This is a genomic window from Microbacterium sp. CFBP9034 (assembly GCF_034045255.1).
Classification (GTDB): Bacteria; Actinomycetota; Actinomycetes; order Actinomycetales; family Microbacteriaceae; genus Microbacterium.
This window is the reverse complement of sequence record NZ_JAXCWC010000002.1, coordinates 1,104,170-1,125,814: the sequence shown is the minus strand read 5'-3', so window position 1 is coordinate 1,125,814 and position 21,645 is coordinate 1,104,170. Positions and strand designations below refer to the sequence as shown.

The 21,645-nt window shown below is 70.6% G+C and carries 22 protein-coding genes; 10 read left to right on the top strand and 12 right to left on the bottom strand.

What is annotated here, in order from left to right; all coding sequences use genetic code 11:
* Window positions 1-10 precede the first annotated feature (10 nt).
* Genes SOM19_RS16525 through SOM19_RS16505 form a run of 5 tightly spaced genes read right to left on the bottom strand, consistent with a single transcriptional unit; the run spans window position 11 to window position 4,824 of the window.
* Entirely contained in the window at window positions 11-1,672 is a 1,662-nt protein-coding gene (locus SOM19_RS16525; protein ID WP_320487674.1) for an ABC-F family ATP-binding cassette domain-containing protein, read from the bottom strand.
* The gene (locus SOM19_RS16520; RefSeq protein ID WP_320487673.1) at window positions 1,672-2,247 is read right to left on the bottom strand and encodes an alpha/beta fold hydrolase; all 576 of its coding nucleotides are present in this window, start codon (window positions 2,245-2,247) and stop codon (window positions 1,672-1,674) included. The genes SOM19_RS16525 and SOM19_RS16520 overlap by 1 nt, the downstream gene beginning before the upstream one ends.
* Before the next feature lie 46 nt (window positions 2,248-2,293).
* Window positions 2,294-3,367, bottom strand: coding sequence for a redox-regulated ATPase YchF (ychF, locus tag SOM19_RS16515; protein ID WP_320487672.1), 1,074 nt, complete (start codon window positions 3,365-3,367; stop codon window positions 2,294-2,296).
* A 33-nt stretch (window positions 3,368-3,400) separates the two neighbouring features.
* Window positions 3,401-4,033: a dihydrofolate reductase family protein gene (locus SOM19_RS16510; RefSeq protein ID WP_320487671.1), complete on the bottom strand. Its 633-nt coding sequence runs from the start codon at window positions 4,031-4,033 to the stop codon at window positions 3,401-3,403.
* Window positions 4,034-4,065: 32 nt separating this feature from the next.
* The gene (locus SOM19_RS16505) at window positions 4,066-4,824 is read right to left on the bottom strand and encodes a class I SAM-dependent methyltransferase (protein ID WP_320487670.1); all 759 of its coding nucleotides are present in this window, start codon (window positions 4,822-4,824) and stop codon (window positions 4,066-4,068) included.
* Window positions 4,825-4,931: 107 nt separating this feature from the next.
* Between SOM19_RS16505 and SOM19_RS16500 the strand changes: the two genes are divergently transcribed.
* Together SOM19_RS16500 and SOM19_RS16495 are read left to right on the top strand one after the other, a co-directional pair.
* The gene (locus SOM19_RS16500; protein ID WP_320487669.1) at window positions 4,932-5,534 is read left to right on the top strand and encodes a 3'-5' exonuclease; all 603 of its coding nucleotides are present in this window, start codon (window positions 4,932-4,934) and stop codon (window positions 5,532-5,534) included.
* Window positions 5,535-5,602: 68 nt separating this feature from the next.
* Entirely contained in the window at window positions 5,603-6,901 is a 1,299-nt protein-coding gene (locus SOM19_RS16495; RefSeq protein ID WP_320487668.1) for a DNA recombination protein RmuC, read from the top strand.
* A 27-nt stretch (window positions 6,902-6,928) separates the two neighbouring features.
* On the opposite strand, the gene SOM19_RS16490 is transcribed toward SOM19_RS16495, so the two are convergent.
* Window positions 6,929-7,138 (bottom strand): UDP-N-acetylmuramyl pentapeptide phosphotransferase, encoded by a 210-nt coding sequence (locus tag SOM19_RS16490; RefSeq protein ID WP_320487667.1) that lies wholly within the window; start codon window positions 7,136-7,138, stop codon window positions 6,929-6,931.
* A gap of 141 nt (window positions 7,139-7,279) precedes the next feature.
* A complete protein-coding gene (gene glpX, locus SOM19_RS16485) occupies window positions 7,280-8,269 on the bottom strand; it encodes a class II fructose-bisphosphatase (RefSeq protein ID WP_320487666.1) in 990 nt (329 codons plus the stop codon).
* Window positions 8,270-8,459: 190 nt separating this feature from the next.
* Here glpX and fbaA point away from each other — a divergent pair, with 190 nt between their 5' ends.
* The gene (fbaA, locus tag SOM19_RS16480) at window positions 8,460-9,491 is read left to right on the top strand and encodes a class II fructose-bisphosphate aldolase (RefSeq protein ID WP_320487665.1); all 1,032 of its coding nucleotides are present in this window, start codon (window positions 8,460-8,462) and stop codon (window positions 9,489-9,491) included.
* A 109-nt stretch (window positions 9,492-9,600) separates the two neighbouring features.
* Here fbaA and SOM19_RS16475 read toward each other — a convergent pair whose 3' ends face one another.
* Together SOM19_RS16475 and SOM19_RS16470 are read right to left on the bottom strand one after the other, a co-directional pair.
* Entirely contained in the window at window positions 9,601-10,212 is a 612-nt protein-coding gene (locus SOM19_RS16475; RefSeq protein WP_320487664.1) for a DUF6264 family protein, read from the bottom strand.
* Window positions 10,209-11,249, bottom strand: coding sequence for a 4-hydroxy-3-methylbut-2-enyl diphosphate reductase (locus SOM19_RS16470; RefSeq protein ID WP_320487763.1), 1,041 nt, complete (start codon window positions 11,247-11,249; stop codon window positions 10,209-10,211). The genes SOM19_RS16475 and SOM19_RS16470 overlap by 4 nt, the downstream gene beginning before the upstream one ends.
* Window positions 11,250-11,353: 104 nt before the next feature.
* Here SOM19_RS16470 and xseA point away from each other — a divergent pair, with 104 nt between their 5' ends.
* Genes xseA through SOM19_RS16435 form a run of 7 tightly spaced genes read left to right on the top strand, consistent with a single transcriptional unit; the run spans window position 11,354 to window position 17,860 of the window.
* Entirely contained in the window at window positions 11,354-12,679 is a 1,326-nt protein-coding gene (gene xseA, locus SOM19_RS16465; RefSeq protein ID WP_320487663.1) for an exodeoxyribonuclease VII large subunit, read from the top strand.
* Window positions 12,680-12,688: 9 nt separating this feature from the next.
* Window positions 12,689-12,928 carry an exodeoxyribonuclease VII small subunit gene (locus tag SOM19_RS16460; RefSeq protein ID WP_320487662.1) on the top strand — a complete coding sequence of 80 codons (240 nt, stop codon included), beginning with the start codon at window positions 12,689-12,691 and terminating at the stop codon, window positions 12,926-12,928.
* Window positions 12,928-13,563, top strand: a complete 636-nt coding sequence (locus tag SOM19_RS16455) for a DUF4245 family protein (RefSeq protein ID WP_320487661.1) — start codon at window positions 12,928-12,930, stop codon at window positions 13,561-13,563. The genes SOM19_RS16460 and SOM19_RS16455 overlap by 1 nt, the downstream gene beginning before the upstream one ends.
* Window positions 13,564-13,574: 11 nt before the next feature.
* Complete coding sequence (locus SOM19_RS16450; RefSeq protein WP_320487762.1) at window positions 13,575-14,213, top strand: carbonic anhydrase; 639 nt, start codon at window positions 13,575-13,577, stop codon at window positions 14,211-14,213.
* 43 nt (window positions 14,214-14,256) lie between these two features.
* Entirely contained in the window at window positions 14,257-15,651 is a 1,395-nt protein-coding gene (locus SOM19_RS16445; RefSeq protein ID WP_320487660.1) for a class II fumarate hydratase, read from the top strand.
* Between the two features lie 47 nt (window positions 15,652-15,698).
* Window positions 15,699-17,207 carry a sensor histidine kinase gene (locus SOM19_RS16440; RefSeq protein ID WP_320487659.1) on the top strand — a complete coding sequence of 503 codons (1,509 nt, stop codon included), beginning with the start codon at window positions 15,699-15,701 and terminating at the stop codon, window positions 17,205-17,207.
* Entirely contained in the window at window positions 17,204-17,860 is a 657-nt protein-coding gene (locus SOM19_RS16435; RefSeq protein WP_320487658.1) for a response regulator transcription factor, read from the top strand. Before SOM19_RS16440 ends, SOM19_RS16435 begins: the two co-directional genes overlap by 4 nt.
* Window positions 17,861-17,935: 75 nt before the next feature.
* Here SOM19_RS16435 and SOM19_RS16430 read toward each other — a convergent pair whose 3' ends face one another.
* The 3 genes from SOM19_RS16430 to SOM19_RS16420 all read right to left on the bottom strand — a co-directional run bounded on the left by SOM19_RS16430 (window position 17,936) and on the right by SOM19_RS16420 (window position 21,612).
* Window positions 17,936-18,745, bottom strand: a complete 810-nt coding sequence (locus SOM19_RS16430; RefSeq protein WP_320487657.1) for a hypothetical protein — start codon at window positions 18,743-18,745, stop codon at window positions 17,936-17,938.
* Between the two features lie 200 nt (window positions 18,746-18,945).
* The gene (gene phoH2, locus SOM19_RS16425) at window positions 18,946-20,301 is read right to left on the bottom strand and encodes an RNA 5'-3' helicase PhoH2 (RefSeq protein ID WP_320487656.1); all 1,356 of its coding nucleotides are present in this window, start codon (window positions 20,299-20,301) and stop codon (window positions 18,946-18,948) included.
* A 189-nt stretch (window positions 20,302-20,490) separates the two neighbouring features.
* Complete coding sequence (locus SOM19_RS16420; protein ID WP_320487655.1) at window positions 20,491-21,612, bottom strand: aminotransferase class V-fold PLP-dependent enzyme; 1,122 nt, start codon at window positions 21,610-21,612, stop codon at window positions 20,491-20,493.
* Between the last annotated feature and the right edge of the window lie 33 nt (window positions 21,613-21,645).

The following is a 21,645-nucleotide window of genomic DNA, read 5'->3' as shown; positions in this document are numbered from 1 at the left end:
GACCGAAGAGCTAGAGCTCGGCGACCTGACCGGCGTCGACGCGCCAGCGCCGATCGAGCCGCACGGTGGCGAGCATCCGGCGGTCGTGCGTCACGAGCAGCAGTGCTCCCTCGTAGGACTCGAGCGCCTGCTCCAGCTGCTCGATCGCCGCCAGGTCGAGATGGTTGGTCGGCTCATCCAGCACCAGCACGTTGACGCCCCGTGCCTGCAGCAGCGCCAGGCCGGCGCGCGTGCGCTCCCCCGGCGACAGCTCGTCGACCGGGCGTCCGACGTGATCGGCCTTGAGCCCGAACTTGGCGAGCAGCGTGCGCACCTCGCCCGAGGCCAGGGCGGGCACGAGGGCTTCGAAGGCATCGGCAAGAGGGGCGGATCCGACGAGCAGCGACCGCGCCTGGTCGATCTCGCCGACCTGAACGCTGGCACCCAGGGAGGCTGTCCCGGACGTGGGCGCCTGCGTGCCGAGCAGCGCGCGGAGCAGCGTCGACTTGCCCGCCCCATTGGGCCCGGTGATGCCGATGCGCTCCCCGGCGTTGACCTGGAGCGACACCGGCCCCAGCGTGAACGCGCCCTGCCGGAAGACCGCCGAGCTGAGCGTCGAAACCACCGAGCTCGATCGCGGAGCCGACCCGATGGTGAACTCGAGCTGCCACTCCTTGCGCGGTTCCTGGACCTCGTCGAGCCGGGCGATGCGGCTCTCCATCTGGCGCACCTTCTGCGCCTGCTTCTCGCTCGACTCGGTCGCCGCCTTGCGCCTGATCTTGTCGTTGTCGGGCGACTTCTTCATCGCATTGCGCACACCCTGACTCGACCATTCCCGCTGGGTGCGCGCCCGCGCGACGAGGTCCGCTTTCTTGTCGGCGAACTCGTCGTACTTCTCGCGCTGGTGACGGCGCACCGTCGCGCGCTCCTCGAGGTAGGAGTCGTAACCCCCGCCGAACAGCCGGTTCGCGTTCTGCGCGAGGTCGAGCTCGAGCACACGCGTCACGCAGCGGGCGAGGAATTCGCGGTCGTGGCTCACCAGCACCACGCCCCCGCGGATGCCGCGCACGAACGCTTCGAGCCGCTCGAGTCCGTCGAGGTCGAGGTCGTTCGTCGGCTCGTCGAGCAGCACGATGTCGAACCGCGAGAGCAGCAGCGCCGCGAGCCCCACGCGGGCGGCCTGGCCGCCGGAGAGCGACGTCATGGTCGCCTGTTCCGGCGTGTCGCCGAGATCCAGCCCGAGGTCGGCGAGCACCACCGGAAGGCGCTCATCCAGGTCGGCTGCGCCGCTCGCCAGCCAGCGATCGAGGGCGGTCGAGTAGGCGTCGGCCGGGTCGGCTCCGGCTGCCGAGAGCGCCGGGTCGGCCAGAGCGGATGCCGCGGCATCCATCTCGCTCGTCGCCTGCGCGCATCCCGTGCGCCGCGCGATGTACTCGGCGACCGTCTCGCCTGCGACGCGTTCGTGCTCCTGGGGCAGCCATCCCACGAAGGCATCGGCGGGCGACAGCGCGACGCTGCCGGACTGCGGCTCGTCGATGCCCGCGAGCAGGCGCAGCAGCGTCGATTTCCCCGCGCCGTTGGCGCCGACGACCCCCACGACATCGCCCGGGGCGACAGTCAGGTCGAGCGAGTCGAACAGGGTGCGATGGCCGTAGCCTCCGGCGAGACCCTGGGCGACGAGTGTTGCGGTCATCAGTCCCAGTCGAGGTATTCCTCGATGATGACCGCGGTCTCGACGGGGTGCGTGAGGGGGAAGAGGTGCCCGCCCGGCAGAGTCTTGACACTGGCCCGCTCCGGCGCGGTGGACTGCAGGCGCTCGCCGTTGACCGGCGGGGTGACCTCGTCATCGCTGCCCTGGACGATCAGCACCGGGATCACCGGGGCCAGGGGGATGTCCTCGTCCTCCACGCCGAGCAGCAGCAGCCCGTTCGCGCGGTCGCTGTGCGCGGCGACGGCTGCGCGGGCGACGGTGCCGCCGAACCCGTGGCCGCCGATCCAGGCGTGATCGAAACCGAGGTGATCCATCACGGCGGTGAGGTCTGCGACACGATCGCTCACCGACGCCTCACCGTCCGCATCGCCCGAGGAGTCGCGGAACCCGATCCGCACGACGTGGAAGCCCGCCTCCTCGGCGAGGTAGTGGGCTACGACGCCCAGGGCGCGGTCCTGACCCGGCTCCGGGACGAGAACGAGCCGGACCGGCCCGTCCCCTTCGCTGGCATACGGGATCGCGCGTCCCTCGGGCTCGAAGATCTGGGTGTCGGTCATGGTCGTGAGTCCTCTCGTGCGACGCGACGGTCTCTGCCCGGCGGGGTCAGACGTTGAACCTGAACTCCACGACATCGCCGTCGTGCATCACGTAGTCCTTGCCCTCGAGCCGGGCCTTGCCGCGGTGACGCGCCTCCAGGACCGATCCGGCGTCGACGAGGTCGTCGAACGAGATGACCTCCGCCTTGATGAAGCCCTTCTCGAAGTCGGTGTGGATCACCCCGGCCGCCTGCGGAGCCTTCCAGCCCTTGCCGATGGTCCAGGCGCGCGCTTCCTTCGGACCGGCCGTGAGGTAGGTCTGCAGGCCCAGCGTGTCGAAGCCGATGCGGGCGAGCTGGTCGAGCCCGGACTCCTCCTGGCCGGTCGAGGCCAGCAGCTCGGCGGCGTCCTCGGGGTCGAGGTCGATCAGCTCGGACTCGATCTTGGCGTCGAGGAAGACGGCGTGGGCCGGCGCGACGAGCTCTTCGAGGGCGGCCTTGCGCGCGGCATCCGTCAGCACCGCCTCATCGACGTTGAACACGAAGATGAAGGGCTTCGCCGTCAGCAGGCCGAGCTCCTTGATGGGCTCGAGGTCGATCTTCGACGCCGACAGCAGCTCACCGCGCTGGAGGGCATCCCGGGCTTCGACGGCCGTCGCGAGCACCGAGGGGTCGAGCTTGCGGCCCTTGACCTCTTTCTCGTACCGGGTGATCGCCCTCTCGAGGGTCTCGAGGTCGGCGAGCTGCAGCTCGGCATTGATCGTCTCGAGGTCGTTCTTGGGATTCACGCCGCCCTCGACGTGCACGACGTCGTCATCGGTGAAGCCCCGCACGACCTGTGCGATCGCGTCGGCCTCGCGGATGTTCGCGAGGAACTTGTTTCCCAGCCCCTCACCCTCCGACGCCCCACGGACGATTCCCGCGATGTCGACGAACGACACCGCCGCGGGCAGGATGCGCTCGCTGTGGAAGATGTCGGCGAGCTTCTGCAGGCGCGGATCCGGGAGGTTCACGACCCCGATGTTCGGCTCGATCGTCGCGAACGGATAGTTCGCCGCGAGAACCTGGTTCTTGGTCAGGGCGTTGAAGAGGGTGGACTTGCCGACATTGGGCAGTCCGACGATTCCGATGGTGAGAGCCACGGGAGTTCAGTCTACGTGGCGCCCGGTGCCCGCTCAGTCGTGGGCCCGCACGCCCTCGACCGGGTCGACGCGCCAGCGCATCAGCACGTTGCCCGATTCCTCCCACGCCTGCGTGCCGAGCAGCTTCAGCGCCACGGGCGGTCGCGAATCGAACAGCGGCACCCCGGTGCCGGCGATGAGGGGAAACGTCACCAGGTGCAGCTCATCCACGAGTCCGGCGTTCATCAGGTCGTTCCACAGCACGCGTCCGAGGAGGATCAGGATGCCGCGCCCCTCGCCCTCCTTGAGCGCGGCGATCTCGCGCCGGGCGTCGGAGACCGGCACGATCCGGACGTTCCCGTACCGCGCGATGTCGTCGGAGGTGATCGTGTCGGACACCACGAGCTTCTCGATGCCGAGGATGAGGTCGGCGAGCTCGCGGCGGATCGCCGTGGCACCGGAGTCGGCGCGGACCGAGGTCCAGTACTCCAGGTTGCCGAGAGCCGAACGGCGACCCGACAGCACCATCGTGTCGGACGCACGCAGCAGCGACGCCGTGTAGTGGTCGAACGTGTCCGCGCCGGCGTAGTCGGGGTGCTGATGCTCGAAGAACGACCCGATGTCGTGATCGTCGTCTTCGTACCTGCCGTCCACGGTGACGAAGTTGCAGACGGTGAGGGTGCGCATGGGGTCACGCTAGCGGTGCCCGCCGACGGTCGCTACGGACGGATGCCGCGGAACGCCTCGGTCCGATAGGGGATGTCAACCACCTCGGCGCCGTGCGGGCCGATGCGGCGCTCGGCGTCGAAGAGCGCTCCGACCTCGGCGAGGATCTGCGCGCGCTCGCTCTCGGGCGCCGTGATGATGTAGCTCCGAGAGGCCACCAGGTCGAGCAGCGCCCGGCGCCCGACGGTGCGGGTCCACCGCCAGGTGCGCGTCTCGAGCGCTCCGAACGGGGGGCCCACGACCGGTCCGTCGCCCGCGAGAAGCTGCTCCGCGTGGCTGCCGTGCATCGCGGCGGTGAGGCGCCTGACCCACGGCACGGACTCGTCGCGGATGTTCCACACGAGTCCGAGCACTCCGCCGGCACGCAGGACCCGTGCGGCCTCGGCGCCTCCGGCGGCAGGGTCGACCCAGTGCCACGCCTGCCCGAGCAGCAGCGCGTCGACCGAGGCGTCGGGAAGGGGCATCCGCTCGGCCGTTCCCACGAAGGTCGGCACACCGTGCACGTTCTCCCGCAGGGCGGCGAGCATCTCGGGGTCGGGGTCGATGGCCACGACATCGGCGCCCGCTTCGACGATCGTGCGCGTGAGCTTGCCCGTGCCGGCGCCCACGTCGGCGGCGCGCAGGGCGCGACCCTCGGTGCGGACCGGCTCGAGGAGCCAGTCGACCGCCTCCCGGGGATAGTCGGGCCTTCCGGCCTCGTAGGCGCTCGCGGCGGCGCCGAACGACGTGGACATCTCCTCGCGGCTGGCCATGATCCGAGCCTATTCCGCTCGCGGCCGCTCGGGCCGGCGAGCGGACGTTCGCACCGTCTGCGGCGCGCCTGGCGGCGGGGCGCACGCGCCCGGGTGAGTCTGAAGGCGTGCCACTGGACTTCACCGCGATCGACTTCGAGACGGCGAACTCCAGCAACGCGTCGGCCTGCGCGGTGGGTCTCGTCCGCGTGCGGGACGGCGAGATCGTGGCGAAGACCGGCTGGCTGATCCAGCCGCCGCCGGGCCATGATCGGTTCTTCGAGCTGAACACGCGCATCCACGGCATCACCGCCGAGGATGTCGTGGGGGCCGCGACCTGGACCGCCCAGCTCGGCGCGATCTCGGGGTTCGCCGGCGACGACGTGCTCGTCGCCCACAACGCCGGCTTCGACATGGCCGTCATCAAGCGGGCGTGCGAGGCCACCGGCGACGACTGCCCGCCCTTCCGTTACGCCTGCAGCCTGCAGGTGGCCCGCAAGGTCTATCAGCTGGAGTCGTACCGCCTCCCCTTCGTCGCCGCCGAGGCAGGATTCGCCGAGTTCGCGCACCACAACGCGACCGCGGACGCCCTCGCGTGCGCACACGTCATGATCGACGCCGCCCGCCGGCTGGGCGCCGACGACATCGAGGCGCTCGCAGCGGGGGCCGCCGTGCGCGTCTCGCAGATCGCGGTCGCCGAGGCTCCCGCCGTCTCGTTCGCGATCGCCTGAGGCGACGGAAGAGCGGATGCCGCGGCCCGCCGCCGCGCGATGTCGGAGGCGCAGGGCATCCTGAGGCGATGGACCCGCTCATCGTCTCTGTGATCGCCGTCGCGATGCTGGCCGTCGGCGCGCTGGCGGGCTGGGCCGCGGGTCTCGCGCGGGGGGCCGCCCGCGCCGCCCGCGAACAGGCCGACCTGCGCGCGCGCCTGGCCGGCGCCGAGGCGACGCGGCACGGCGTGCAGGCGCAGCTGGAGCACCAGCAGCTTCTCTACCGCGAGCTCGCGAGCCAGTCACGACACGACCAGGCGTCCCGGGAAGAGCGCGAGCGCCGCGAGCAGACCGTGCTGCGCGCCCTCGCGCCGGTGCAGGAGACGCTCGCCGCGATGCAGACCAAGGTGGGCGATCTCGAGCGCGACCGCCACACCCAGTTCGGCACCCTGGCCGAGCAGCTGCGGCGGGCGCACGAGTCCGACGAGGCCCTGCGAGCGACGACCGAGTCGCTGGCCAGCGCCCTGCGCTCGGGCGCCACGCGCGGTGTCTGGGGCGAGACGCAGCTGCGTCGGGTGGTCGAGGCCGCAGGACTCACGCGGTACGTCGACTTCGACCTGCAGACCTCGATCGCGTCGGATGCCGGGGCCGGCCGCCCCGACATGGTGATCCGGCTTCCCGGCGACAAGGCGATCGCCGTCGACGCGAAGGTGCCGCTCGATGCCTACCTGGAGGCCAGCGCGATCCCGCTCACCGCCCAGGGCGCCGAGGGCGCGCGGCGGGAGGCGCTGCTCGACAAGCATGTGAAGGCGGTGCGCGCCCACATCGACGCCCTCGCGAAGAAGGCCTACTGGTCGGGCCTCGCCTCGAGCCCGGAGTTCGTGGTGTGCTTCGTCCCCAGCGAGTCGCTGCTCTCGGCGGCGCTCGAGAGGGATCCCTCGCTGCTCGACTACGCCTTCGGCAAGCGCGTCGCGCTCGCGTCCCCGGTCAATCTGTGGGCGGTCCTCAAGACCGTCGCCTTCACCTGGACGCAGCAGGACGTCTCGCGCGAGGCCCGCACGCTGTTCGACCTCGGCAACCAGTTGTACGAGCGCCTCGGCTCACTGGCGTCGCACGCCGACGACCTCCGTCGCGCGATCGAGCGCACGGTCGACAGCTACAACCGGTTCGCCGGGTCGCTCGAGTCGCGCGTGCTCGTCAGCGCCCGCCGGTTCCCGGGCATCGACGCGACGAAACTCGATGCGGTCGCTGCGCCGGCCACGATCGAGAAGACTCCGCGCCGGCTGACGGCGCCGGAGTTCCTCGACCAGACGCTCCTCACCGAGGATGCCGCGGCGACAGCAGACCTGGGCGAGCTGCGGGAGCGGATCGCCCCGGCGCGCGAATAGCGGCGCGACCGGCGCCGGCTCGCGGGCTCAGGCGCCGCCGGGAACGAAGCTCAGCAGAGCGATCACGGCGACGGACACGCCGACGAAGGCGCCGACCATCCACCACGCGCTGATCTCATGACCCTCGTCGCGACGGACGCGCAGCAGCACATCCGGACGCCGGGCCGGGTCCACCGCGTTGGCGACGACGGCGTGCGCGCCGGTCTGCGGCGACGAGCCGCCTACCTGTCCGGACATTGGAGACTCCCTCGCATCGGCAATACGTGCGTCGCCGTCGACCCGCGTCCGATTCTGCCAGAGTTCCGGCGGCCGAGTCGTCACGAATGAGTCACAACAGTCACACCCGCCCCACCTGTCACAGGGCTGATCCCGGAGAACTCAGAGCCACTTGGAGACGAGGTGCTCCGATGAGATGCGTCGCAACGTGCCCGAGGCGCCGCGCAGCACGACGCTCTCGGTGTAGACATAGCCGCCTTCGCGTCGCACGCCGGCGACCAGCTGGCCGTCGGTGACACCGGTCGCGACGAAGATCGTGTTGCTCCCCTTGACGAGATCATCGGCTTCGTACACGTGGCCGTCGAGCTTCAGCCCCGCGTCGACGCCCTTCTGCTTCTCGTCGTCGTCGCGCGGCCACAGGCGACCCTGGATGTGGCCGCCGAGCGCCTTGATCGCGCACGCGGTGACGATCCCCTCGGGGCTGCCGCCGACACCGACGCACATGTCGGTGCGGGCGTTGTGCCGCGCGGCGTTGATGCCTCCGGCGACGTCGCCGTCGCTCATGAGTCGCGTCCCGGCGCCTGCTTCGCGGATCTGCTCGATCAGCTCCTCGTGGCGCGGGCGGTGAAGCACCGACACGACGATCTCGTCGACGGGCTTGCCGAGCGACTTCGCGAGCAGGCGGATGTTCTCCCCGATCGGGAGGCGGATGTCGACGACGCCGACGCCGGCCGGGCCGGTCACGAGCTTGTCCATGTAGAAGACGGTGGACGCATCGAGCATGGTGCCGTGATCGGAGACGGCGATGACCGAGAGCGCGTTGTTGCGGCCGGCGGCCGTCAGCGACGTGCCGTCGATCGGGTCGACCGCGACGTCGCATTGGGGGCCGCGTCCGTTCCCGACCTTCTCGCCGTTGAAGAGCATCGGCGCCTCGTCCTTCTCGCCCTCGCCGATCACGATCGTCCCGTCGAAGTTCACGGTGGTGAAGAAGGCGCGCATCGCGTCGACCGCAGCGCCGTCGGCATCCTCCTTCGCCCCGCGGCCGATGAACGGCACGGCGCGGATGGACGCCGCCTCGGTCGCGCGAACGAGCTCCAGCGCGAGGTTCCGGTCGGGGTGCAGGGGACTCATGTCCGCGGTCAGACTCACCATGGCGCCAGCCTAGCCAGAGCCCCCGTGATCGCCCCGGAGTTTCCGCCTCGCCAGCGTGAAGGAATCGACTTTCTTTCCCCAGTGGCAGAACCTCCCGGCACAGCCCGCTGCGAGCTGCGCTGAGGCATCCTGCTCGCCGGCAGCCCTTCGGTAGAGTTCTCGTGAAGCCCGTCACGACCTAGGAGCACTCATGCCCGTCGCCACCCCAGAGCAGTACGCCGACATGCTGGACCGCGCGAAGTCCGGTGGGTTCGCGTACCCCGCCATCAACGCCGCGAGCTCGCAGTCGGTGAACGCCGTCCTCCAGGGTCTGACCGAAGCCGGTTCCGACGGCATCATCCAGGTCACCACGGGCGGCGCGGACTACTTCGCCGGCCACACCGTCAAGGCCCGCGCGACCGGCGCACTCGCCTTCGCCGCCTACGTCCACGAGGTCGCGAAGAGCTACCCCATCACGGTCGCCCTCCACACCGACCACTGCCCGAAGCCGGCGCTCGAGGACTTCGTCCTCCCGCTGATCAAGGCCTCGGAGCAGGCTGTCGCCGACGGCGGCAACCCGATCTTCCAGTCCCACATGTGGGACGGCTCGGCCGTTCCGCTCGACGAGAACATCGCCATCGCCAAGGACCTCCTCCCCCGCCTCAAGGCGATCAACGCGATCCTCGAGGTCGAGATCGGCGTCGTCGGCGGCGAAGAGGACGGCGTGCAGCACGAGGGCTCGAACGAGGCTCTCTACACGACCACGGCCGACGTCACCCAGGTCGTCGAAGCCCTCGGCCTCGGCGACCAGGGCCGCTGGATCGCCGCCCTCACCTTCGGGAACGTGCACGGCGTCTACAAGCCGGGCAACGTCAAGCTCCGTCCGGAGCTCCTGGGCGAGATCCAGGAGGGCATCGCCGCGAAGTTCGGCACCGGCCCCAAGCCGCTCGACCTCGTCTTCCACGGCGGCAGCGGCTCGACCGACGCAGAGATCGCCGAGGCGGTCGCGAACGGCGTCGTGAAGATGAACATCGACACCGATACCCAGTACGCCTTCACGCGCTCGGTCGCCGGCTTCATGTTCGCCAACTACGACGGCGTGCTGAAGGTCGACGGCGAGGTCGGCAACAAGAAGGCCTACGACCCGCGCGCATGGGGCAAGGTCGCCGAGTCGGCGATGGCCGCCCGCGTCGCCGAGGCCACGAAGCAGCTCGGCTCGGCGGGCAAGAGCCTCGCGGCCTGAGCCACAGGTCCGGGCACTGAGCCCGATCGACGTCCGGATGCCCCGGCGCCTGCCCTCCGGGGCGGCGCGCCGGGGCATCCGTCGTCCGACGCTCGAACGGCGGGATCGGTCAGCGAACGGTTCCCACGAGGGCATCCCAGACGGCGGGGTCGTTCATGATCGGCACGAGGATGAGCATCGCGGCGACGAAGGTGAACACGATGCCGCCGACCAGCGGGATCCACCAGGAGAGGCGCCCGCGACGCAGGTTTACCCACGCGAGCAGCGCCGTGAGCAGCCAGCCGAAGGCGAGCACGAGCGCTGCAGCGATGCCCCAGGGCCGGCCGCCAGAGGGATCCGAGAGCTCGACGTCGAGGCCGAGGATCTCGAACATCGTGTCGGTGTAGGCGACGTAGTCCACCATGGCGGGAAACGCCGAGATCACGTTCACCAGGCCGTACGCCAGGAGCGCGAACGTCACGATGCGGTCGATGGCGCGCGAGCGCTGGGGCCGGGCGGAGGCATCCGGCGTCGCAGGCGCTGCGCCGAGCGGCGGAGCCACGGCGGTGGGAGCCACGGCGGGCGCTTCCGCGGGCGACGCCTGGCCGGTCTCGAGTGCCCAGGTGACATCGGGCTGGCGGATGCGCGCCTGCTGCTCCTCGGGCGACGCGTATTCGCCGTACTGGGGGCGGGGGCGCGGGTCCGGCGACGCGTTCGGGCTGGGGGTGGCCGCCTCGGTCATGCGCTGGTCCGTCCGCCCAGGGCGCGCTCGTCGCGCTTGCCCGAGGCATCCTGTCGCAGTTCCTTGGGGAGGGAGAAGATCAGGTCCTCCTCGGCGGTGCGCACCTCTTGGACGGTGCCGTAGCCGGCCGACGCCAGGTCTTCGAGCACCTGCTGCACGAGCACATCCGGCACCGACGCGCCGCTGGTCACGCCGACGGTCTCGACGCCCTCGAGCCAGGACTGCTCGACCTCGTCGGCGTAGTCCACGCGGTACGCGGCCTTCGCGCCGTACTCCAGCGCCACCTCGACGAGGCGCACGCTGTTGGAGGAGTTGGCCGAACCGACGACGATGACGAGGTCGGCGTCCTTGGCGACCTTCTTGATGGCGACCTGGCGGTTCTGGGTGGCGTAGCAGATGTCGTCCGAAGGCGGGTCCTGCAGCTGCGGGAACCGCTCGCGCAGCCGGCGGACCGTCTCCATGGTCTCGTCGACGGAGAGCGTGGTCTGCGAGAGCCACACGACCTTGGAAGGGTCCTTCACCTCGATGGTGTCGGCATGCGCCGGCGAGTTGACGATCGTCACGTGATCGGGCGCCTCGCCCGCGGTCCCCTCGACCTCCTCATGGCCTTCGTGGCCGATGAGAAGGATCTCGAAGTCGTCGCGAGCGAATCGCACGGCCTCGCGGTGCACCTTCGTGACGAGGGGGCAGGTGGCGTCGATGGCCTGGAGCCGCCGATCGGATGCCGCGGACACGACCGCGGGCGACACTCCGTGCGCACTGAAGACGACGTGGGCGCCCTCGGGAACCTCGTCGACCTCCTCCACGAAGATCGCGCCCTTCTGCTCGAGCTCGGTCACGACGTGGATGTTGTGGACGATCTGCTTGCGGACGTACACGGGAGCGCCGAAGCGCTCGAGGGCCTTCTCGACGGCGATCACCGCACGGTCGACGCCGGCGCAGTAGCCGCGGGGGGAGGCCAGCAGCACCCGCTTCTGTCCTTGGACGGGGATATCCTGGAGGCGTTCGCGCCGCCGCGGTACGCGGGGAACGGGCATGCTCACAGGGGTTCTGCCCACGGTGCTGGTGCTCACACGTCGATTCTACGTGCGGCCCCTGGGCAGGGGCCGAGCGCCGACGCCCGAGCGCACGAGAGGACCGCATGACGACCTTCCAGGCCGAGCCCGTCGCGGGCGAGCCGCCGCCCGCCGATTCCGTTCGCCCGAAGGACTCCACCCCGCAGGCCCCGACCTCGGTCAGCCGGCTCAACGAGACGATCAGAGGGTTCATCTCGACGTGGGGCTCGGTGTGGGTCGAAGGCGAGATCACGGCGTGGAACCTGCGCGGCGGCAACGTCTTCGGCCGTCTGAAAGACCTCGTCACCGATGCCACGATCTCGTTCCGCATCTGGTCGTCGACGCGCGAGCGACTGCCCGCCGACCTCAAGGTCGGAGACCACGTGATCGCCGCCGTGAAGGCGGACTACTTCGTCAAGAGCGGCGACTTCGGCTTCGGCGTGTCGTCGATGCGCCACGTCGGACTCGGCGATCAGCTGGAGCGCCTGGAGCGGCTCCGGGTGCAGCTGCGGGCCGAGGGGCTCTTCGATCCGTCGCGCAAGAAGCCGCTCCCCTTCCTGCCCCAGGTCATCGGCCTCATCACCGGCGAGAACTCCGATGCCGAGAAGGACGTGCACCGCAACGCCGAACTGCGCTGGCCGCAGGTGAGGTTCCGCACGAAGTACGCGGCCGTGCAGGGTGACCGCTGCGTTCCCGAGACGATCGCTGCCCTGAAGGCCCTCGACGCGGCCCCCGAGGTCGACGTGATCGTGATCGCGCGCGGCGGCGGCGACCCCCAGACGCTCCTGGGGTTCAGCGACGAGCGCCTGGTGCGCGCCGTGGCGGCGGCATCCACTCCGATCGTGAGCGCGATCGGCCACGAGAACGACCGTCCGCTGCTCGACGACGTGGCCGATCTGCGGGCCTCCACGCCGACCGATGCGGCCAAGCGGGTGGTTCCGGATGTCGCGGAGCAGCGTGCGCTGGTCGCGCAGCTCCGGTCGCGGCTCACCTCGCGCCTCACCCACCGCATCACCCACGACATCGCGCAGCTCGAGCAGCTGCGCTCACGCCCGGCGCTGCGCAGCCCCGAGTCGATGATCGACTCGCGCGCCCAGGACATCGAACTCCTGGCCTCCCGAGGCCGCGATCGGGTCGACCGCGCGCTCGAGACCCAGTCGCGTCGCACCGCCGAGCTGCGCGCGACCCTGCGGGCCCTCTCCCCCGCCTCGACGCTCGCCCGCGGCTACGCGATCGCCCACCTGGCCGACGGCACCATCGTGCGCGACGCCGCCCAGGCGCCGGCATCCACCGCGGTGCTGGTGACGGTCGAGCGGGGCTCGTTCGCGGTGCGTTCCGAGGGCGAGATCGCCGAGAGCGGGGTCGGTCCGGCGGCCGCCCCGCCCGCAGGCGACGCCCAGCCGCCGAACTAGGATGGAAGCATGACCGAGCCGACCGGAGCACCGTCCGACGTCGCCGAGCTGTCGTTCGAGCAGGCGCGGGACGAGCTCGTGCGCGTCGTCTCCGAACTCGAGCAGGGCGCGCCGACGCTCGAGCACTCGCTCGCTCTCTGGGAGCGCGGCGAAGCCCTCGCCGCGCGCTGCGACGAGTGGCTCCTCGGCGCCAAACGGCGCCTCGAGGCCGCGCGCTCCACGGCCGAACGCTCGGCGGAGGGCGCGTGATGGCACGCTCCCCGCGAATCGTGGCGGAGCTCGGGCGCCCCGAGACCCCCGGTGAGACCGCGTCCCGCAAGGCGGAGTCCTCCCGGGTCCACCGCGAGAGCCAGAACACCCGCAACCTCGTGGCGGCGCTCATCGTGACCGTCCTGGTCGTGGTCGTCATCATCTTCGCCGTTCCCCGCGGAACGCCGCCCGAGCGGGCGCCCATCGACGTGGCCGCCGTCGCCGAGAGTGTTTCGACCGCCGAAGGCCGCACCGTCATCGTCCCCGATGCCCCGGCGGACTGGCGCGTCAACGTCGCCAGCGTCGAGGGTGACGCTCCCCGGGCGTGGACGGTCGTCTACGCCCCCGAGTCCGGATTCCTCCGCGTGGCACAGGGCTTCGACGCCGACCCCGCGTGGGCGGCCCGGATGCTCTCCGGCGCCCGCGTCGACGGCACCGTGACGATCGACGGCATCACGTGGGACCGGTACGACATCGCGGATCCTGCTCGCGCCGGCAACGTCTCCGTGGCCCTCGCCACCGAGGCGGGACCCGACACCGTCCTGATCTACGGCAAGGCCGACACCGCGACACTCGAGCAGGCGGCGTCCGCCGTCGCGACCGAGGTCGCCGAACTGCGCGAGGAGTCCGAGTGACCGAGGAGCCGATGCCCCGCAAGGTGTGGCAGGAGATGCAGCGGGGCAATGCCCGGTTCGTCGCGGGAGAGCCGCGCCATCCCCGCCAGGACGTCGAGCGGCGTCACGACCTGGCGGCGGGTCAGCGCCCGCGTGCCGCGCTCTTCGGATGCTCCGACTCGCGGCTCGCCGCCGAGATCATCTTCGACAAGGGACTCGGAGACCTCTTCGTCGTGCGCAACGCCGGCCAGGTCATCTCGGACTCGGTGATCGGCAGCCTCGAGTACGCCGTCGCCGTCCTCGGCGTTCCGCTCATCGTCGTCCTCGGCCACGATGAGTGCGGCGCGGTCAGCGCGGCCATCGAGAGCACCCGAGCGGATGCCCCGTCCCTCCCGCCGCACATCTGGCGCCAGATCGCGCCGATCGTGCCCGCGGTGCGCCGGGTCATCCGTCAGGGCACGGTCGACGGCGTTCCGCCCGAGACGATCGACGCCGAGCATGTCGGCCGCGAGCACCTGCGCGACACCGTCGGCGAGCTCCTGCACTCGTCCGAGCTGATCAGCGACGCCGTGGCCGCCGGCCGGCTGGCCATCGTCGGCGCGAACTACCGCCTCTCCGAGGGCGCCGCCGTGCCGGACGTCCTGGTCGGCGACGTCTCCGACGACTCCTGACACTGCTCCCACACACACTCGCCACCAACGGAGGAACGACGAAGTGACCGACACCGACTACCGCATCGAGCACGACACCATGGGTGAGGTGCGCGTCCCGAAGGATGCGCTGTACGCCGCGCAGACCCAGCGCGCCGTCGAGAACTTCCCCATCTCGGGCGACCCGCTCGAGCCGGCTCAGATCGTGGCGCTCGCGCGCATCAAGAAGGCCGCCGCGCTGGCGAACAAAGAGCTCGGCACGCTCGACGGCGCGATCGCCGACGCCATCGCCCGCTCCGCCGACCGGATCATCGCCGGCGAGTTCGCCGACCAGTTCCCGATCGACGTCTACCAGACGGGCAGCGGCACCTCGTCGAACATGAACATGAACGAGGTGCTCGCGACGCTCGCAACGCGCGACCTCGGGTCGCCGGTTCACCCGAACGACCACGTCAACGCCTCGCAGTCCTCGAACGACGTGTTCCCGACCTCGGTGCACATCGCCGTCACTCAGGAGCTCATCGACGACCTCATCCCCGCTCTCGACCACCTCGCCGTCGCGCTCGAGGCCAAGGCCGAGGAGTGGAAGAGCGTCGTCAAGTCGGGCCGGACGCACCTCATGGATGCCACGCCCGTCACGCTCGGCCAGGAGTTCGGCGGCTACGCGCGCCAGATGCGCCTGGGCATCGAGCGCGTGCAGGCGGTGCTCCCCCGCGTCGCCGAGGTGCCGCTGGGCGGTACGGCGGTCGGCACCGGCATCAACACCCCGCTCGGCTTCCCGCAGAAGGTGCTCGAGCTCATCGTCGCCGACACCGAGCTGCCGATCACCGAGGCGAAGGACCACTTCGAGGCCCAGGCCAACCGCGACGGGCTGGTCGAGGCATCCGGCGCGCTCCGTACGATCGCGGTGTCGCTCACGAAGATCAACAACGACATCCGCTGGATGGGCTCCGGCCCCAACACCGGTCTCGGCGAGCTGCACATCCCCGATCTGCAGCCGGGGTCCTCGATCATGCCCGGCAAGGTCAACCCCGTCGTGCCCGAGGCCACGCTCATGGTGTGCGCGCGGGTCATCGGCAACGACGCGACGATCGCGTGGGCCGGCGCCTCGGGCTCGTTCGAGCTGAACGTCGCGATCCCCGTCATGGGGTCCGCGCTGCTCGAGTCGATCGAGCTGCTCGCCAACGCCTCGCGCCTCCTCGCCGACAAGACCATCGACGGACTCCAGGCGAACATCGAGCGCACGTCGGCGCTCGCGGGCATGTCGCCGTCGATCGTCACCCCGCTGAACAAGCTCATCGGCTACGAGGCGGCGGCCAAGATCGCCAAGCACTCGGTCGCCAAGGGCATCACGGTTCGCGAGGCCGTCATCGACCTCGGGTACGTCGAGCGCGGTGAGCTGACGATCGAGCAGCTCGACGAGAAGCTCGACCTGCTTTCGATGACTCACCCGGGCTGATCGCCGACCCTGTGCCGCCGACGACGACGGAGGGCGATAATCAAGGGGTGACCCGCTCGTCGTCCCGGCCGATCCCGGCTCGCGTCAGGATCCTGGCAGCGATCCTCGCTGTGGCGTGCGTGGGCCTGGCCATCGTGGGGAGCGTCACGTTCGTCGTGCAGCGCGAGCGGGTGATCGCCGAGATCGACCACCGGCTCGACGCGCAGGTCGAAGGCCTGCTCACCGTGGCGAAGCCCGACGAGACCCCGGGCGCCGACGACGGCGCGACGACGGCGACGACGGTCCTCGACATCTCGGAGTACGACTCGGTCGAGGACTACCTCCACGACGCAGTGGCGCGGCTCGTGCCGGCCCGGAACGAGGCATCCGTCGCGATCGTGGACGGTGCTGCGCGGTACAAGCCCGCCACTCTCTCGGGCTTCGACATCTCGGACGACGCGGACTTCATCGAACGGGCCGTCGCCGAGACCTCGACCGGCAAGACGAAGATCGGCACCGCGGTGACCGACGAGGGCTCGCTGCGGTACATCGCGATCCCCATCGCCATGGAGGGCGACCCGCAGGCCGGTGTGTACGTGAGGGCGGTGAACCTCGGCGCCGAGCTCGAGGCGGTGTCCGCCGCGATGGCGACCTACGTCATCGCGGCGATCGCCGTCCTCGTCGCGATCGGCATCGTCGGCTGGTTCGTGACGGGCCGGCTCCTCTCTCCCCTGCGTCATATGCGGGAGACCGCCGATTCCATCTCGATCTCCGACCTGTCACCGCGGCTCCCTGAACAGGGCAACGACGACATCTCCGATCTCTCCCGCACCATGAACTCCATGCTCGACCGGCTCGAGGGGTCGGTGGACGTTCAGCGACAGCTTCTCGACGACGTCCGGCACGAGCTGAAGACCCCGATCACGATCGTGCGCGGCCACCTCGAGCTGATGGACCCCGACGATGCGGGCGACGCGGCATCCGCTCGCGAGATCGGCATCGCGGAGCTGGACCGCCTGGCGCGCCTGGTGGAGGACATCGACCAGCTGGCCGCCGCGGAGGGCGACTCGTACCTCATGAGCGAAGTCGACCTCGGCGCGCTGACCGCACGCGTGGGCGAACTCGTCGCGGTGATACCGGGCCACGCCTGGCGGGTCGAGGCGCTCGCAGACGGTGTCGTGCAGGGCGACCAGGACCGCCTCCTGCAGGCCTGGCTGCAGCTCGCCGACAACGCCGCGAAGTACACGCCCCCGGGCTCGCCCATCGAGATCGGCAGCTCGCTGGCACCCGACGGCGCACGCCTGTGGGTGCGCGACCACGGGCCGGGAATCCCGCCCGCCGCCCGCCACCGCATCTTCCGCCGCTTCGATCGCGCCCAGGGCAAGCGCGTCGTCGGCGGCTCCGGGCTGGGCCTGGCCATCGTCGACGCGATCACCAAGGGGCACGGCGGCAGCTGCACCGTGGCCGACACCGAGGGCGGCGGCGCGACGTTCACGATCCACCTCCCGCCCACCGCCGCCCAGCTCCCGGCACCCGTTCGGGTCGGCGACGTGCTGCAGCGGGAGGCGACAGCATGACCAGGATCCTCATCGTCGAGGACGAGCCGCGCATCGCGTCGTTCGTCAGCCGCGGCCTGGTGGCCGCGGGATACGAGACCATCCTCGTCGAGGACGGCGCCGAGGCGCTGGCGGTGGCGCTGCGCGGCGATGCCGACCTCGTGCTGCTCGACGTCGGCCTCCCGACCATGGACGGGTTCGAAGTCCTGCGCGAGCTGAGGTCACGCGGGTCGGTGATCCCCGTCATCATGCTGACCGCGCGTTCGAGCACGCGAGACACGGTGGAAGGGCTCGACGCCGGCGCCAACGACTACGTGCCCAAGCCGTTCACGTTCGAAGAGCTCCTCGCCCGCGTGCGCTCCCGGCTGCGCGAGACCGTTCCGCAGCTCGGGGTGGCTGTCTCGCACGGCGATGTGGTGCTCGACATCCTCGCCCGGCGTGCCAGCGTGGGCGGGCGCGACATCGACCTATCCGCGCGCGAGTTCGCCCTCGCCGAGCAGTTCCTGCGCAATCCCGGCCGGGTCCTCAGCCGGGAGCTGCTCCTCAGCCGCGTCTGGGGGCTGGACTTCGACCCCGGATCCAACGTGGTGGACGTGTACGTGCGGTACCTCCGGGGCAAGCTCGGTCCCGACCACATCGTCACGGTGCGAGGAGCCGGCTACCGCTGGGAGTGACTCCGCCCACGAAGAAGCCCCCGGCGCTGGGGGACGCCGGGGGCTGGGAAGGGCCGGATTGGGGGATCCGACCGGTTACCGATCGCGTCTGTCTGGGGAAACGCGCGATCGGTCTTTCTTCTCGCCGGCTCCGGGCTTCTCTGACCGGTGCTCGGCGTTCGCACCCGCGTGTGCGGGGCGCTGTGTCGGGGAGTTGCCGGCATTCGCCGGCTTCTCCGCCGTGCCTGTGGGGGCAGCGGGCGCTGCCGGTGCGGGTTCGACCGCGAGCTGCTCCGTGCCGACGGACTCCTGGCCGTGATCGGCGCCGCTGCGCGTACGGTCCGCGTCGCGGCGGTCGGAACGGCGGTCGGAATCGCCACGGTCCGAGTCACCTCGGTCGGAGTCGGAATCGGTGGTCAGCTCGCTGCTGCCGTCGCCGCCCTGCCAGTCGTCGAGCACCGAGCCGTGGGTGCGCTCGAGCTTCGCGATCCACGCGTCGATCCGAGCCTGCGACCAGCCGACCGTGGCGGCCCATTCCCGGGCCGAGTCCCAGGATCCGGAAGCCTTCGCCGCCGCAACTGCTTCTGCTTGGCTCGGGATGACCGGCGAGCCGCCATGCGGCTCCGCGACGGGTTGCGCAACCGGGGGCGCGATGACGACGGGGTCAGGAGCGGGAACGATCTCGGCCACCGGCGTGACGGGGAGAGTGCGGGTCTCTTCCGCGGCCGGCGGCACCGGAGCGACGTCATCCGGCGCCTCGCCGCCGTTCGCCGCGGAGGCTCCTCCCGAGGAGGGAACGACCACGCGAGCCGCGTGCACCGTCGAGCCTTGGGTGTCGGAGAGCGCCATCGAGTTGGTCAGCGCGACCGCGCAGATGACCGCAACGCTCGCCGCGACCGTGGACATGCCACCGATCGCAAGTCGCGTCCGACCTTCCACGCCTGCACCTTCCGTCCCCGATACCGAAATGCACCTCCTCCATCGTCGCAGACCACGTGCCCCGCTCGGCACGATGGGAATGAGACTCTTCTCATCCTGGAAAGCCATTTCCTCACGCGAACACGGCAACGAGGCCGGGATGCGGCATCCCGGCCTCGCAGCGCGGATCAGGCCAGTTCGCCCGCTTCGAGCAGCTCGGTGACGAGCGCGGCGATGGCCGAGCGCTCGGACCGCACGAGGGTGACATGGCCGAAGAGGCCGTGCCCCTTGAGTGTCTCGATGACGGACGCGACACCGTCGTGGCGGCCGACCCGGAGGTTGTCGCGCTGACCGACGTCGTGCGTGAGCACGACCCGGGAGTTCTGGCCGATGCGACTGAGCACCGTCAGCAGCACGTTGCGCTCGAGCGACTGCGCCTCGTCGACGATCACGAACGCGTCGTGGAGCGACCGGCCGCGGATGTGCGTCAGCGGGAGCACTTCGAGCAGACCGCGCTCGATCACCTCTTCGACGACGTTCGACGAGACGACGGAACCGAGGGTGTCGAAGACCGCCTGTCCCCACGGGTTCATCTTCTCCTGCGCGTCGCCGGGCAGGTAGCCGAGCTCCTGGCCGCCCACCGCGAACAACGGTCGGAAGACGATGATCTTGCGCTGCTGCTGGCGCTCGAGCACGGCCTCCAGGGCGGCGCACAGCGCGAGCGCCGACTTGCCGGTGCCCGCCCGGCCGCCGAGCGACACGATGCCCACCTCGGGGTCGGTCAGCAGGTCGATGGCGATCCGCTGCTCCGCCGACCGGCCGTGCAGCCCGAACACCTCACGGTCACCGCGCACGAGCTTGTACGCGCCGTCTCCGGTGACGCGTCCGAGGGCAGAGCCTCGTTCGGAGTGGATGATGAGACCGGTGTTGATGGGAAGCCCCCGCACGTCGTCGCTCGAGGCGACTTCGCTCTCGTACAGGTCGCTGATGTCGTCGCCCGACACGTCGATCGCGGCGATCCCGGTCCAGCCCGAGTCGACGGCCTGCTCGGCGAGGTACTCCTCGGCTGTGACGCCGAGCGATGCGGCCTTCACGCGCATCGGCAGGTCCTTGGAGACCACCGTGACGGACTGGCCCTCCTGCGCCAGGTTCATCGCGACCGCCAGGATGCGGCTGTCGTTGTCGCCGAGTCGCATGCCCGCGGGGAGCACGCCGGCGTCGGTGTTCGTGAGCTCCACGCGGAGGGTTCCGCCCTCGCCGACGGGGACCGGGAAGTCGAGGCGCCCGTGCTCGACGCGCAGCTCGTCGAGGTGCCGCAGCGCCTGGCGGGCGAAGTAGCCGATCTCGGGGTCGTGCCGCTTGCCTTCGAGCTCGGTGATCACCACGACGGGGATCACGACGTTGTGCTCGGCGAAGCGGAAGAACGCCCGCGGATCGCTCAGCAGCACCGACGTGTCGAGCACGTATGTGCGGAGATCCTGGTCGAGGTCCTCCTGCTGCTCGAAGTGCTGACCGTGCTGCTTGTGTGGTGCTCGTGTGGTCACAACCCACTCCCGCCCCGGGTGGGAAACCCGGCAGTCACGAGTCGACCAGAGGTCACGAGTCGTGGTCCAAGCGGCCGACCCGAACGGGCACCTTGCCCGATGTGATGAACGTACGACCGACCTGCGACAGACACGCGGCCGACACGCTGTGCGACGGTTACGACGGGGTTAATTCCGGATGCCGCGGACTCACCACACCCGCGACGACGAGAACGCCGCGAGCGCGTCGCCGAACAGACGCAGGGTGTCGCCCCCGGTGCCGACGTGCGGGGAGATGCGAACGAGGCCGGAGCGCACCGTCACGGTGAGCCCGTGATTGGCCAGCGAGGCCGCCAGCGGAGCGGCATCCTGCGGCGCGGGAGCGAGGGTGACGATCCCGCCGCGCTGCGCGGGATCGCGCGGGGTGATGACGGGCACCTCGTAGCGATCCGCGAAGAACATCACGTCGCGCGTGCGCTCCGACAGTTCGGCATCGACCGTGGCGACCCCGACGTCGGCGAGCTCCTGGAGCGCCGTCGCCAGCCGCGCCGCGGCGAGCGTGTCGATGCCGCTCACGGTGAAGGCCTGGGCCGAAGCAGACGGCAGCGGGACGAGGTCGAGCGGCAGATCGCCGTCTGTGCCGGCGAACCCCGACAGCACCGGAGCGATCCGTTCGAGGGCGCGCTCGCCGAACCACGCGAACCCGGTCCCGCGGCCTGCCCGCAGCCACTTGTAGCCGTTGGAGCAGACCACATCGGCCGCACCGTAATCCACGTCGACGGCGCCGAAGCCCTGGATGGCATCGACGATGAGCAGCCGGTCGCCGATCACGTCGCGCAGGCCCGCCAGGTCGGCGCGGTACCCGGTGCGGAAGTCGACCAGGCTCACCGCGACGGCGCGGGTGTCGTCGGTCAGCGCCTCGCGCACGACATCGGGAGTGATGAAGCCGTCATCGGGCTCGAGCCACTGCAGCTGGACGGAGCCCAACGCATCGGCGGCACGCGTGGCGGCGACCGTCAGGCTCGGGAATTCGCCGCGGCCGAGCATGAGCCCGCCGGCGAGTCCGTAGATGGCCTGCATGAGCCCGTACGTCGTCGAGGGCTGCAGGACCACCTGCGAGGCATCCGTCCGCAGCAGCGACGCGACGAGCTCGCGCGCCTCGCGCGCGTGATCGTTCACGAGGTCGATGCTGGTGCGCCGCCCCGAGCCCAGAAGCTCGGTGTCGGCCTGCGCTTCCGCGCGCACGGCAGGCGAGAGCGGTCCGAACGCAGCCCAGTCCAGATACCCCGGCTCCCCATCGAACGACGCCAGATATGAATCCAGATCCGTCACCGTGCCATTGTGGCACGGTGCGACCCCAGGCGG